11 protein-coding genes are annotated in these 12,726 nt (G+C 63.4%); 5 read left to right on the top strand and 6 right to left on the bottom strand.

The window, feature by feature from the left end:
• Positions 1-12: 12 nt before the first annotated feature.
• Entirely contained in the window at positions 13-2,184 is a 2,172-nt protein-coding gene (locus tag AC788_RS02370; RefSeq protein ID WP_049859765.1) for a TonB-dependent siderophore receptor, read from the top strand.
• Between the two features lie 68 nt (positions 2,185-2,252).
• A complete protein-coding gene (locus AC788_RS21200; protein WP_082223545.1) occupies positions 2,253-2,414 on the top strand; it encodes a DUF2986 domain-containing protein in 162 nt (53 codons plus the stop codon).
• A gap of 19 nt (positions 2,415-2,433) precedes the next feature.
• Here AC788_RS21200 and AC788_RS02365 read toward each other — a convergent pair whose 3' ends face one another.
• Entirely contained in the window at positions 2,434-2,829 is a 396-nt protein-coding gene (locus AC788_RS02365) for an NUDIX hydrolase (RefSeq protein ID WP_049859030.1), read from the bottom strand.
• A gap of 125 nt (positions 2,830-2,954) precedes the next feature.
• Between AC788_RS02365 and AC788_RS02360 the strand changes: the two genes are divergently transcribed.
• A complete protein-coding gene (locus tag AC788_RS02360) occupies positions 2,955-3,725 on the top strand; it encodes an SDR family NAD(P)-dependent oxidoreductase (protein WP_049859029.1) in 771 nt (256 codons plus the stop codon).
• Between the two features lie 99 nt (positions 3,726-3,824).
• Here the strand turns inward: AC788_RS02360 and AC788_RS02355 are convergent, their stop codons facing one another.
• Together AC788_RS02355 and AC788_RS02350 are read right to left on the bottom strand one after the other, a co-directional pair.
• Positions 3,825-4,523, bottom strand: coding sequence for a tRNA (adenine(22)-N(1))-methyltransferase (locus AC788_RS02355; protein ID WP_049859028.1), 699 nt, complete (start codon positions 4,521-4,523; stop codon positions 3,825-3,827).
• A gap of 83 nt (positions 4,524-4,606) precedes the next feature.
• Positions 4,607-5,575 carry an alpha/beta hydrolase gene (locus AC788_RS02350; protein ID WP_049859027.1) on the bottom strand — a complete coding sequence of 323 codons (969 nt, stop codon included), beginning with the start codon at positions 5,573-5,575 and terminating at the stop codon, positions 4,607-4,609.
• Positions 5,576-5,713: 138 nt separating this feature from the next.
• On the opposite strand from AC788_RS02350, the gene AC788_RS02345 reads away from it, so the two are divergent.
• Complete coding sequence (locus tag AC788_RS02345) at positions 5,714-6,481, top strand: substrate-binding periplasmic protein (RefSeq protein WP_049859764.1); 768 nt, start codon at positions 5,714-5,716, stop codon at positions 6,479-6,481.
• Between the two features lie 178 nt (positions 6,482-6,659).
• Here AC788_RS02345 and AC788_RS02340 read toward each other — a convergent pair whose 3' ends face one another.
• Positions 6,660-8,849 (bottom strand): OsmC domain/YcaO domain-containing protein, encoded by a 2,190-nt coding sequence (locus AC788_RS02340; protein WP_049859026.1) that lies wholly within the window; start codon positions 8,847-8,849, stop codon positions 6,660-6,662.
• A 203-nt stretch (positions 8,850-9,052) separates the two neighbouring features.
• Here AC788_RS02340 and proP point away from each other — a divergent pair, with 203 nt between their 5' ends.
• Positions 9,053-10,555 carry a glycine betaine/L-proline transporter ProP gene (gene proP, locus AC788_RS02335; RefSeq protein WP_049859025.1) on the top strand — a complete coding sequence of 501 codons (1,503 nt, stop codon included), beginning with the start codon at positions 9,053-9,055 and terminating at the stop codon, positions 10,553-10,555.
• Positions 10,556-10,594: 39 nt separating this feature from the next.
• Here proP and mnmH read toward each other — a convergent pair whose 3' ends face one another.
• Together mnmH and selD are read right to left on the bottom strand one after the other, a co-directional pair.
• Positions 10,595-11,692 (bottom strand): tRNA 2-selenouridine(34) synthase MnmH, encoded by a 1,098-nt coding sequence (gene mnmH / locus AC788_RS02330; protein WP_049859024.1) that lies wholly within the window; start codon positions 11,690-11,692, stop codon positions 10,595-10,597.
• Positions 11,692-12,726: a selenide, water dikinase SelD gene (selD, locus tag AC788_RS02325; protein WP_049859763.1), complete on the bottom strand. Its 1,035-nt coding sequence runs from the start codon at positions 12,724-12,726 to the stop codon at positions 11,692-11,694. Before selD ends, mnmH begins: the two co-directional genes overlap by 1 nt.

The raw sequence follows: 12,726 nt of genomic DNA, 5'->3' as shown, positions 1-12,726 counted from the left end.
TTCATGTCTCGCATGTCCCGTTCGCCGCTCCCCTACCCTCCGCAAAACCTGCTGGCCCTGGCCATCTGCATGGCAACGATCACGCCGGCCCTGGCCGACGACAGCGCCGCAAGCCAGCAGCAGGCGGCGCCTGGAGTCATCGAACTGGGTGCCAGCGAGATCACCTCGAACGCATTCCAGCTGGGCAGCTACACCGAGGGTTCCCAGTCCTACACCACCGGCAGCATGGCGACGGCTACCAAACTGCCGCTGAGTTTGCGTGAAACGCCCCAGGCGGTGACCGTGATCACCCGCCAGCGCATGGACGACCAGGCCATGACCAGCATCAACGATGCGGTGCGCGCCACCCCTGGCCTGTTCCTCAGCTATGCCAACGGTCCCGGTCGCCAGGCCTATACGGCACGCGGTTTCGACATCGACAACCTGATGTACGACGGCATCCCCAGCGGCTACTCGGGCGTCACCATCGGCGCCCAGCCCAACCTGGCGATGTTCGATCGGGTCGAGGTCGTGCGTGGTGCGACGGGCCTGGTCACCGGTGCCGGTAATCCCTCGGCGGCCATCAACCTGGTGCGCAAACGCCCGCTCGCCGAGCAGAAGGTCACCCTCACCGGCGCCGCTGGCAGCCACGACGACTACCGTGGCGAAATCGACGCTTCCAGTCCGCTCAATCAGGCGGGCACGCTGCGCGGTCGCGTGGTGGCATCCTACCGCGACGCCAACAGCTTCATCGATAATGTGGAAGAGGATCACGGCCTGTTCTACGCGGTGACGGAAGCGGATTTGAGTGAAGACACCCTGCTGACCGTGGGTTTCTCTCACCAGAAGGACAAGACCAACTATTTCTGGGGTTCGTCGATGATCGGCCAGAACGGCCATCACCTGGACCTGCCGCGCTCGTACAATCCGGGCACCGACTGGGAGAACAAGGACCAGGAGATCAACACCGTGTTCGCTGAAGTGCGCCAGCGCCTGGCCAACGACTGGAACCTGCAGGTCAACGCCAACTATGCCGAGCAAAACGGCTTGTTCTCGGGTTCTTATCAATCGCGCTGGTTCGAAAATACCTTGGCACGTACCGTGTACCAGTCGGCACACGATGAAAACCAGGCTGGCCTTGATGCCTTCGTCAGCGGGCCGTTCCAGGCGTTCGGACGCACTCACGAACTGGTGGTCGGCGCCAGCAGGCGCATCTACGACATGACCACGCACAACTACGATCCCTACGACACCAACTGGCCGATCAACGCCGGCAAGCCGAACTTCACCCATACCGACAACGACCGCGAAGTCACCACCCAGGATGGCCTGTACATGACCACACGCCTGAGCCTGGCCGACCCGCTGAAGCTGATTCTCGGTGGCCGCCTGGACTGGTACGACTATGACAACCGCGATGGCGAAGGCGACTACAAGGTCACCCGCAATGTCACCCGCTACGCCGGGCTGATCTTTGATCTGGACGACCACCATTCGCTGTATGCCAGCTACAGCGACATCTTTACCCCGCAAAGCGCCCAGGACACCAGCAGCACGCCGGTGCGGCCGATTCAGGGCAAGAACTACGAGATCGGCATCAAGGGCGAGTATTTCGATGGCGCGCTGAATGCCAGCCTGGCGCTGTTCAGGGTCGATCAGGAAAACCGCGCGGTGCAGATCTTCGTCGAGAACTGCCCGCAGCTCAGCTGCTACGAAGCGTCGGGCGAAGTGCGCAGCCAGGGCATCGACTTCGAGCTGCAGGGGGCGCTGACCGAGAACTGGCAGGTGGGCGGTGGCTACACCTACGCGCGGGTACACACGCTCAAGGACAGCGCCAACCCACAGAACGAAAACCAGCGCTACGACACCGACATTCCCGAGCACCTGTTCAAGGTCACCACCACCTACCGCTTCCAGGGCCCGCTGGAGAAACTGCGCGTGGGCGGTACCCTGTCCTGGCAGAGCCGCCTGTACAACGACGTCGACCTGGCCGATGGCGGCAGCTACCGCCTGGAACAGGGCAGCTATGCCGTCACCGACCTGATGGCCGGCTATCAGGTGAGCCGCAACCTGGACCTGCAGGTCAACGCCAACAACGTGTTCGACCGCAAGTACTACAACGCCATCGCCACCTCGACCAGCTATGGCGGCGACAGCTACGGCAACCCGCGCAACCTGATGCTGACGGCCAAGTACACCTTCTGATCGGCAGCCGCGAGCGGGTCGATGGGCCGTACTGGTATCATCGACCCACTTCTCCCCTGGGCCACGCCATGAATCGTCGCAAGAAGATCAAACAGCTGTTGCAAGCACATGCCAAGAAGGCCAGCGCCAAGTTGGCGCCGCAGAGCAAGGACCGTTACATCAGCAAGGCGGACCGGGCGAAGCTGGCGCTTGAGGCCGACAGCGCAAGTCCCGCTGTCGATCAGGCCTGAAGCGGATCGGGCCTGCGCTTCAGAGGTAGTGCAGCGGCAAAATCTGGTCGCGCGTCAGCGGCGCCAGTTCGAGCTTGGCCACCGTTGTGGCATCGACCCACAGCGCTTCTTCGATTTCCGCAGCGGGGCTGACCTGAGCCTTGATGCGTACCTGAAAGAGCTCGCAATGCACTTCATGGCCGGGCTCGTTGGCGGCCACGGCTGTGTAGGTACCCAGAAATCTGGCTTCGGCCGGATCCACCGCGATGCCCAACTCCTCCTCCAACTCACGAACCAGTGCCTGGGCAGGCTGCTCGCCCGATTCGATCTTGCCGCCTGGCTGCATGAAGGCACGCGTGTTGCGCTTGCGCACCAGCAACGTTTGCCCTTGCTCGTTGAGCAGCAGTGCGGCAGCGATATGGATGGTGGCGGCCATGGCGTCTCTCCTGAAAAAAGGTGGGCACCATGGCACGCCGTGCATGAGCTGGCAATTGCTACTGGAGAACGTTTGGGGGTGGTTCTCGGTCCTATCGGTACGATCTTCTGGCAGGGCGGTGGACCATGGCGTTGATACCCGATCTATCCGGCAGTGCGTCTGTACTGGTTTGTGGCGCCAGCCAGGGCATCGGCCTGGCGTTGTGCGAGCAGTTGTTGCAGCGTGAGGATGTCGCCCAGGTGTTTGCGGTTTCCCGGCAGGCCACGACCAGCGCCGAGCTGGCGGCGTTGGCTGAGCGCCATGGGCCTCGTCTGGTCAGCCTCGATTGCGATGCGCGCGACGAACAGGCCCTGCAGCGGCTGGCCGATGCGGTGGCGGCCGATTGCGCTCATTTGCACGTGGTGATCAGCACGCTGGGCATTCTGCATCAGGACGGCGCGCGGCCGGAAAAAGGGCTGGCCCAGCTGGATCTGAGCAGCCTGCAGGCCAGCTTCGCCACCAATGCCTTTGCCCCGGTCCTGCTGCTCAAGCATCTGCTGCCCCTGCTGCGCAAACAGCCCGCCACCTTCGCCGCGCTGTCGGCCAGAGTCGGTTCGATCGGCGACAACCGCCTGGGTGGCTGGTACAGCTATCGCGCCAGCAAGGCGGCGCTCAACCAGCTGTTGCGCACGGCCAGCATCGAGCTCAAGCGTTTGAATCCTGCGGCCACGGTGTTGGCTTTGCACCCTGGCACCACCGACACCCGGCTCTCGCAGCCCTTCCAGGCCAACGTCCCGGCGGGCAAATTGTTCGACCCCGATTTCGCCGCCCGTTGCCTGCTCGAATTGATCGGCCAGCACGGACCGGTGCAAACCGGCAGCTTCTGGGCCTGGGATGGCCAGCCCATACCGTGGTGAATCTGACGCATTTCCCTGTAGCAGCGGCGCGAGCCGCGTCCGGGACCGCCGCAGGGCAACTGACACACCGCGTGCGCAGTGACGCGGCTTGCACCGCTGCTACAGGGGGTTGAGGGATTCGATCCATTGGATGTGTCGGGCCAGTTCGAGGCGTTTGCCGTCGAGTCCGCTTTGGCGAGCGTGGGACAGGCGTTCGAGGGTGCGGCGCTTGAGGTGCAGCAGGCGCTGCCATTTGGCCAGGAACGCCGGAGTACGCTGGCGCAGCTGCAAGGGTCCGAAAAACAGCTCCTGGGGGCTGTAGGTCACCGGTTCGCCGTGATCGGCCACGATGATCTCGTAGTCGAAGCGGTTTTCCCGCAGCACTTCTTCATGCTGGATGCGATAACCATTGTCCATCAGCCACTGGCGCAGATCGCATTCGCCGCCATTGGGCTGCAGGATCAATCGCTCACCACGGGTCAAATGCCCCCTGCCCGCCTGCAGAATGTCGCGGATGGTTTCCCCGCCCATGCCGCACAAACTCACCGCTGTGATCCGATCGCACGCTTGAATCGCCGCCAGCCCGTCGGCCTGACGCACGTTGATGCAGTGCTCCAGCCCGCTCTCGCGAACGCTGCGCCGGGCCGCCAGAAACGGCGTCTGGGCGACCTCACCGGCAACGGCCTGGGGGATGACACCACGCAGGACCAGCGCCACCGGCAGGTAGGCGTGATCCGAACCGATGTCAGCCAGGTGCGCGCCGACGGGGACCTGGGCGGCCACGCGCTCCAGACGATGGGACAAGCTGTGCGGATTCACGAGCGATCGGTTCTCTTGATTGGGCGCGCATTCTGGCGAGCGCGCCCGTGCATTTCAACTCATCCGACAGGGTCCGCAGCAACCTATGCCGCCAACAGTCGGACGATCCACTCACGGCTGTGGACCAGAGCCCTGTCGGCCATGGGTGTGGGAAAGTGGATGAAACCGTGGGGCGACACCGGCAACAGGCGCAGGTCCACAGGGGCCACCTTGCCCCAGCGTTCGGCCATCAACAGGGTGTCGTCGCGCAGCGGATCCAGCTCCCCGACGAACATCAGCGCGGGCGGCAGGCCTTGCAGGTCACCGTACAGGGGCGATACCACCGGCTGCCGGCGTTGCTGATCGTCCAGGTCCGGGGTCAGCAGCCGCAACGCCTCGACCATGCCCGGACCGTCCAGCACCAGCGTGTCGGGCCCGGCGTTGCGCACGCTGGGGGTGCCGGTCAGGTCGAAGACACCGTAATACAACAGCGCCCCGCACACGCGCTGCAGCAACGCAGGCCATTGCTTGAGCTGCAACAGAGTGGCGGCGGCCAGATGTCCACCGGCGGACTCGCCAACGACGATCACCGGGAGGTCGGCAAACTCGGGAAAGGCATCGCCCAACACGCAGCGTGCGGCCACCAGGCAGTCGTCGAGCAGACCTTGCAGGGGCGTCGAGACAGCCAGGCGATAGTCGACCGAAACCACTGCGACATCACAGGCCTGCACCAGGGCGATGTTGAGGTCATCGTTCATCTGGGCATTGCCGATGACCCAGCCGCCGCCGTGGAAATCCAGCACCAGACCCTTGGGCGGCCGGGATGGCCGCAGGATGCGCACCTTCACCGGGCGGGCGTCGGGCAGGCGCAGCAGGCGCTCTTCGATGGCCACGTCATGGCGCACGGGCTTGAGCGAGCTGGCCAACTGCCCTGCACGGAGCAGGGTCTGGATCAGCATCGGGGTGACGCGATTGCGGATACGGAACCGCGGCAGGCGGCTCAGGGTCTTGTTGAAGCGCTCTGCCTGCGCGATCTGCGCTGCATCGAACGACCAGCTTTGCTCGGTCTCCACCAGGGGTGTCCTCATACATGAGTAGATGTCAGATAGGAGGGTCTGCGCGTGGTGCGGTTCCCGCATGAGCAGATAACGCGATTAGCGACTATGCTGGCCCTCTTGGTGCCCGTCACCGAATACCGTCGGATCGTTGCAATGGATCATCTGAACCGCTTGCGCGGGTCGCTGTTCAAGTCGGTCTGCGCCCTTTTGCTGTACAGCTTGCTCGACACGGTCGCCTGGGCAGCGAGCCCGCGAGCCTTCGATCTGTACATGCCCGAGGCGCCGCCGCTGAGCATGGCCGGCGTCGCAGGCCAGCAAGGCATCGTGGCCGATGCCGCCGGGCAGGCCATGGTGCTGGCGGGCTATCGAATGAACACCCATATACTGCCCTGGCTCAGGGCGCAACGCACGGTGCAGCAAGGCCAGGACATGCTCATCGTGCCCCTGTCGCGCACCCCTGACAGGGAAGCGGCCTACACCTGGATTGCGCCAATCATGAGTATGGACCGGGCGTTTTTCAGCCTTGACCAGCGCGTCGAAAGCTTCGCCCAGGCGCGTCGCACCTATCATCGCATTGCGGTGGGCATGGGCAGTGCGCAGGAACGCAAGCTGTATGACGAAGGATTCGATGCTTCGCAGATCTACCCGCTGCGTATCGGTGAGAATCCGGCGCAGATGCTGCTGCTGGGGCGCGTCGATGCCTGGTTCAATGGGGTGCCCGAGTCGAAATACATCTGGCGGCAGGTGTCCGAACGGCCGTTGCTGATGAGCCCGGTGCTGATGACGTCGGATCTGTATCTGGCCTGTTCGAAGAGCTGTTCGCCGCAGATGGTGCGCAGTCTGCGCGACGCGGTGCAAACCCTGCATCGCGACGGTTCGATAAAGCGATTGGTGGAGCGATACCTGAGCGCTCCGCTTTGAGCACGGTGGTGCTGCCGGGACGCGGTGGGTCAGAACCAACGCGGCGATCCCGGACGCGGCTTGCGCCGCTGCTACAGGGGCCGTGCGAGCCGCGTCGGCGGTGCAGGCAGGTGGCAAATCCGGCTCGCGCCACCCGTGTAGCAGCGGTGCAAGCCGCGTCGGCGGTGTACGCGGTGGGTCAGGACTGGGCGCGGGCGCTGTGGAGTTTCTTGTAGCTGTCGATCAGGCGCAGATGACGATCCAGGCCTTCGAGCTTCATGCTCGTGGGTGTCAGGCCATGGAAGCGCACGCTGCCGTCCACCGAGCCCAACGCTGCATCCATCCGCGCATCGCCGAACATGCGGCGGAAATTGACCTCGTAATCGGCCATGTCCAGATCGCTGTCCAGCTCCACCTCGAGCACCACGTTCAAGGCCTGGAAAAACAGCACACGGTCCAGGGTATTGGCGTTGTATTGCAGGAACATCTCGACCAGCTCCTTTGCGTCGTCGAAGCGCTCCAGCACCAGCTGGATCAGCACCTTCAACTCCAGAATGGTCAACTGCCCCCACACCGTGTTCTCGTCGAACTCGATGCCGATCAACGTGCGGATATCGGTGTAGTCATCCAGCTCCGACTCCTCCAGGCGTTGCAACAGATTGCCCAGTGCATCGTCATCCAGACGATGCAGATTGAGAATGTCTTCGCGGAAAAACAGCGCCTTGTTGGTGTTGTCCCAGATCAGGTCTTCGATCGGATAGATCTCCGAGTACCCCGGCACCAGAATCCGGCACGCCTTGGCGCCCAGGTGCTCGTAGACCGCCATGTACACCTGCTTGCCCATGCCGTCGAGAATGGCGAACAGCGTCGCCGCTTCCTCGGTATTGGCGTTGTCGCCCTGAGCGGTGAAGTCCCAATCGGCAAAGGCGAAGTCGGCCTTGGCACTGAAGAAACGCCACGACACCACGCCGCTGGAATCGATGAAGTGCTCAACGAAGTTGTTCGGCTCCATCAGGGCATGGCTTTCGAAGGTCGGTTGCGGCAAGTCGTTGAGCCCTTCGAAACTGCGGCCCTGCAGCAGCTCGGTAAGGCTGCGCTCCAGCGCCACTTCCAGGCTTGGATGGGCGCCGAACGACGCGAACACGCCGCCGGTGCGCGGGTTCATCAAGGTCACGCACATCACCGGGAAGCGCCCGCCCAGGGAGGCGTCCTTGACCAGCACCGGAAAGCCCTGCTCTTCCAGCCCCTGAATGCCTGCCACGATGCCGGGATAGCGCGCCAGCACCTCGGCCGGAACATCGGGCAGCGCCAGTTCGCCTTCGAGAATCTCGCGCTTGACCGCCCGTTCGAAAATCTCCGACAGGCACTGCACCTGGGCTTCGGCCAAGGTATTGCCGGCACTCATGCCGTTGCTCAGGTACAGGTTCTCGATCAGGTTGGACGGGAAATACACCGTCTCGCCATCCGACTGACGCACGAAGGGCAGCGAGCAGATACCGCGCTCGATGTTGCCCGAGTTGGTGTCGTGCAGATGGGAGCCACGCAGCTCGCCATCGGGGTTGTAGATGGCCAGGCAGTGGGCATCGAGGATCTCGCTGGGCAAGGCATCCTTGCGGCCTGGCTGGAACCAGCGCTCGTCAGGGTAATGGACGAAGTCGGCCTGGGCGATGTCCTCGCCCCAGAACTGGTCGTTGTAGAAGAAATTGCAGTTCAGGCGCTCGATGAACTCACCCAGGGCCGAAGCCAGCGCGCTTTCCTTGGTCGCCCCCTTGCCGTTGGTGAAGCACATCGGCGAGTAGGCATCGCGGATGTGCAGCGACCAGACATTGGGCACGATGTTGCGCCACGAGGCGATCTCGATCTTCATGCCCAGCCCGGCGAGGATGCCGGACATGTTGGCGATGGTCTGCTCCAGCGGCAGGTCCTTGCCCAGCACATAGGTGCTGGCGCCCGCCTGCTGGGTCGGCATCAACAGGGCCTGGGCATCGGCGTCGAGGTTGTCGACTTCTTCGATGATGAAGTCCGGCCCGGTCTGCACCACCTTCTTCACGGTGCAACGGTCGATGGAGCGCAGGATGCCCTGGCGGTCCTTGGCCGACATGTCCGCGGGCAGCTCGACCTGGATCTTGAAGATCTGGTTGTAGCGGTTTTCCGGGTCGACGATGTTGTTCTGCGACAGGCGAATGTTGTCGGTGGGAATGTTGCGCGTGTTGCAGTACAGCTTGACGAAGTACGCCGCGCACAGTGCCGACGAGGCCAGGAAATAGTCGAAAGGCCCCGGCGCCGAGCCGTCGCCCTTGTAGCGAATGGGTTGGTCGGCCACCACCGTGAAATCGTCGAACTTGGCTTCAAGTCGAAGGTTGTCGAGAAAATTGACCTTGATTTCCATGGGGGAGCACCTGATGCAAGCAAAAACGAATGGCGCGCATTATCCGGTTTTTTCACCCGTGCGTCTTGGACGATCACCGACGGCGGTAATCGGGCAGGCGAACGGACCGCTGTGGCGATACTAAATCGCCGCCACCAGTGAATTTTTTGGTGTCAATTTGTATCTCATGGGGACAAGCCGCTTTGACACAAAGAGAAACATCGATGAAATCTCGTAGAAAAAAAGTCAACCCGATCGGGTTGAACGACATCACCATCGTCGACGACGTCAAGATGCGCAAGGCGATCACCGCCGCCGCGCTTGGCAACGCCATGGAATGGTTCGACTTCGGCGTCTACGGCTTCGTGGCCTACGCGCTGGGCAAGGTGTTCTTCCCGGGTGCCGATCCCAGCGTGCAGATGATCGCGGCCCTGGCCACCTTCTCCGTGCCTTTCCTGATTCGCCCCCTGGGTGGCCTGTTCTTCGGCGCACTGGGCGACAAATACGGCCGGCAGAAAGTCCTCGCCGCCACCATTGTGATCATGTCGCTGAGCACCTTCGCGATCGGCTTGATTCCGTCCTACGACTCCATCGGAATCTGGGCCCCGATTCTTTTGCTGCTGGCGAAGATGGCCCAAGGCTTCTCGGTGGGCGGTGAGTACACCGGCGCGTCGATCTTCGTCGCCGAGTACGCCCCGGACCGCAAGCGTGGCTTCCTCGGCAGTTGGCTGGACTTCGGCTCGATAGCCGGTTTCGTGCTCGGCGCCGGTGTGGTGGTCGGGATTTCTGCCGTGATCGGCGAGGAGAAGTTCCTCGACTGGGGCTGGCGCGTGCCGTTCTTCCTGGCCTTGCCGCTGGGCATGATCGGCCTGTACCTGCGCCATGCGCTGGAAGAAACGCCAGCGTTCCAGCAGCACGTCGACAAGCTCGAACAGGGCGATCGCGAAGGCCTGGCCGGTGGCCCGAAGGTTTCGTTCAAAGAGGTGGCGACCAAGCACTGGCGCAGCCTGCTGACCTGCATCGGCATCGTGGCAGTGACCAACGTCACCTACTACATGCTGCTCACCTATATGCCCAGCTACCTGTCGCATAACCTGCACTACAGCGAAAGCCATGGTGTGCTGATCATCATCGCAATCATGGTCGGCATGTTGTTCGCGCAGCCGGCGATCGGCTATGCCAGCGACAAGTTCGGCCGCAAGCCCTTCATTCTGTTCGGCAGTATCGGCCTGTTCTTCCTGGCCATTCCGGCCTTCATGCTGATCAACAGCGGCAAGATCGGCCTGATCTTCGCCGGCCTGCTGATGCTGGCCGTGGTGCTGAACTTCTTCATCGGCGTGATGGCCTCGACGCTGCCGGCGATGTTCCCCACGCACATCCGCTACAGCGCCCTGGCCAGTGCCTTCAACGTCTCGGTACTGATCGCCGGCGTGACGCCGACCGCGGTCGCCTGGCTGGTGGAAAGCACCGACGACCTGTACATGCCTGCCTACTACCTGATGGTGTTCGCCGTGATCGGTTTCGTCACTGCCATCACCATGAAAGAGACCGCCAACCGGCCTCTGCGTGGTGCGGCACCGGCGGCGTCGGACATCGAAGAAGCCCGTGAGCTGCTGGTCGAGCACCACGACAACATCGAGCAGAAAATCGAAGACATCGACACGCAGATCGCCGAGCTGGAAGCCAAGCGCAAGTCTCTGGTGGAACAGCATCCGCGCATCAACTAAGCCTCGACCTGGCCTGGCTGCGAACCGCGCCCGCGGTTTTCAGCCTTTGGCCAGGCGCTCGCGCAGGTAGTCGACCACGGCGGCCTGGTCGCCGGCGAATTCGATCCGCGACGCCTTGCTTTCACGCTGGTAGGCGTACATCGGATCGTAGTACTCGTGCAGCAACCCCTCGATCCACCCGCGATGCAGATCGACCTGACCACTGCGCTGCTGTTCGTCCAGCGCGGCCTGCATCAGGCCCTGCAGACGCTGATGTCGCTCGCCGCCCAGGCGCTTGTAGATCCGATCCAGGCTTTGCAACAGACGCTCGACAAACAGCTCATGGCCCTCTTCGCCGTGCAGGCTGACGAACTCCGCGCACAGGTCCACCACGTAGTCACGCAGAATGCGCTCGACACGGTTATCGAAGCTGTCTTCCAGCCACACCAAGGGATAACCCTGCATGCCCTGATGCAGGGACAACGGCACGTTGCAGCTGCCGACCAGACGGCTTTCGTCTTCGAGCACGAACTGCTCGATGCCGGCGGCACGCTTTTTCAGCACGTCGATGGCCAGGCGGTTCTCGAAATCGATCTGCGCCGGCTGCCCGGTCGCGCGCTTGCCGAAGCTGGAGCCGCGGTGGTTGGCATGCCCTTCCAGGTCCAGGGCATTGCTCAACTGCGCCAGTACGTCGGTCTTGCCGGTGCCGGTCATGCCGCCCAGCACCACGAACCGGCATTGCTCCACCGCCTGTTCGAGGGTGTCCAGCAGGAAGCTGCGCATGGCCTTGTAGCCGCCCAGCACTCGCGGATAGTCGATTCCGGCTTCTTGCAGCCAGCGTTGCACGGTCTGCGATCGCAGGCCGCCGCGGAAGCAGTACAGGTAGCCGTGCGGGTTGGCCTTGGCGAATGCCGCCCAGGCCGCGATCCGGCGTTCCTTGATGTCGCCCGACACCAGGCGGTGGCCCAGGGCGATGGCGGCCTCCTGGCCGTGCTGCTTGTAGCAGGTACCGACCTTCTGCCGTTCCAGGTCGTCCATCAGCGGCAGGTTGTGCACACCGGGGAACGCGCCCTTGTCGAACTCCACCGGCGCGCGGGCATCCATCATCGGCACATCGCCCAGGAACAACGCGCGGTAGTCGCTGCTGTTGTCACGCATCAGATCACCTCGACCGCATGGGGCAGACGTTCGATCAAACTGCCGATGGGTGCCAGTTGCAGGCCCAGTTCCGCGGCCAGGGCGACGAACTCGGCCTCACCGGCGGCGCTGACCGCGACCAGCAGGCCGCCGCTGGTCTGCGGGTCGCAGAGCAGGTCACGCTGCTCATCGGTCAGGGCAGCGATGCGTTCGCCGTAGCTTTCGAAATTGCGTTGAGTGCCGCCAGGCACGCAGCCCTCGCGCAGGTAGTGATCGATGCCGGGCAGGCGCGGCACGGCGGCGTAGTCCAGGCGTGCGGTGAGCTGCGCGCCATCGGCCATCTCGACCAGGTGCCCGAGCAGTCCGAAACCGGTGACGTCGGTCATGGCGCTGACCCCGGCCAGTTTGCCGAAGCGACTGCCGGGCTTGTTCAGGGTGCACATCCAGTCGCGGGCCACGCCGACGTCTTCGTCGCGCAGCCTGGATTTCTTCTCGGCGGTGGTGAGGATGCCGATGCCCAGCGGCTTGGTCAGGTACAGGCGGTCGCCGACCTGGGCGGTGTCGTTGCGCTTCATGTGGCGCTTGTCGACCAGGCCGGTCACCGCAAGGCCGAAGATGGGTTCGGGGGCGTCGATCGAATGCCCGCCGGCCAGCGGAATGCCGGCGGCGTCGCACACCGCGCGGCCGCCGCGGATCACTTCGCGAGCCACTTCCGGCGGCAGCAGATTGACCGGCCAACCGAGAATGGCGATGGCCATCAACGGATCGCCGCCCATGGCGTAGATGTCGCTGATCGCGTTGGTGGCCGCGATGCGCCCGAAATCGAACGGGTCATCGACGATGGGCATGAAGAAATCGGTGGTGGACACCACCCCGCGTTCCTCGTCGATCGCGTACACCGCAGCGTCGTCGCGCGAGGCATTGCCGACCCACAGCTTGGGGTCCAGGTTCTGCGCGCCGCTGCCGGCCAGGATCACTTCCAGGACCTTGGGCGAGATCTTGCAGCCGCAACCGGCACCATGGCTGTATTGGGTCAAACGGATGGGCGAATTCAT

Source organism: Pseudomonas sp. RIT-PI-a (genome assembly GCF_001187875.1).
Taxonomy (GTDB): Bacteria; Pseudomonadota; Gammaproteobacteria; order Pseudomonadales; family Pseudomonadaceae; genus Aquipseudomonas; species Aquipseudomonas coleopterorum.
This window is presented reverse-complemented; position numbering and strand designations above follow the sequence as displayed.

Bases quoted from the DNA above. Each gene is read 5' to 3' on its own strand.
- mnmH (WP_049859024.1), bottom strand. From the start codon at position 11,692: ATGCGTGACAACAGCAGCGACTACCGCGCGTTGTTCCTGGGCGATGTG.
- AC788_RS02365 (WP_049859030.1), bottom strand. From the start codon at position 2,829: ATGGCCGCCACCATCCATATCGCTGCCGCACTGCTGCTCAACGAGCAA.
- AC788_RS02345 (WP_049859764.1), top strand. From the start codon at position 5,714: ATGGATCATCTGAACCGCTTGCGCGGGTCGCTGTTCAAGTCGGTCTGC.
- AC788_RS21200 (WP_082223545.1), top strand. From the start codon at position 2,253: ATGAATCGTCGCAAGAAGATCAAACAGCTGTTGCAAGCACATGCCAAG.
- selD (WP_049859763.1), bottom strand. From the start codon at position 12,726: ATGAATTCGCCCATCCGTTTGACCCAATACAGCCATGGTGCCGGTTGC.
- AC788_RS02370 (WP_049859765.1), top strand. From the start codon at position 13: ATGTCCCGTTCGCCGCTCCCCTACCCTCCGCAAAACCTGCTGGCCCTG.
- AC788_RS02360 (WP_049859029.1), top strand. From the start codon at position 2,955: ATGGCGTTGATACCCGATCTATCCGGCAGTGCGTCTGTACTGGTTTGT.
- proP (WP_049859025.1), top strand. From the start codon at position 9,053: ATGAAATCTCGTAGAAAAAAAGTCAACCCGATCGGGTTGAACGACATC.
- AC788_RS02340 (WP_049859026.1), bottom strand. From the start codon at position 8,849: ATGGAAATCAAGGTCAATTTTCTCGACAACCTTCGACTTGAAGCCAAG.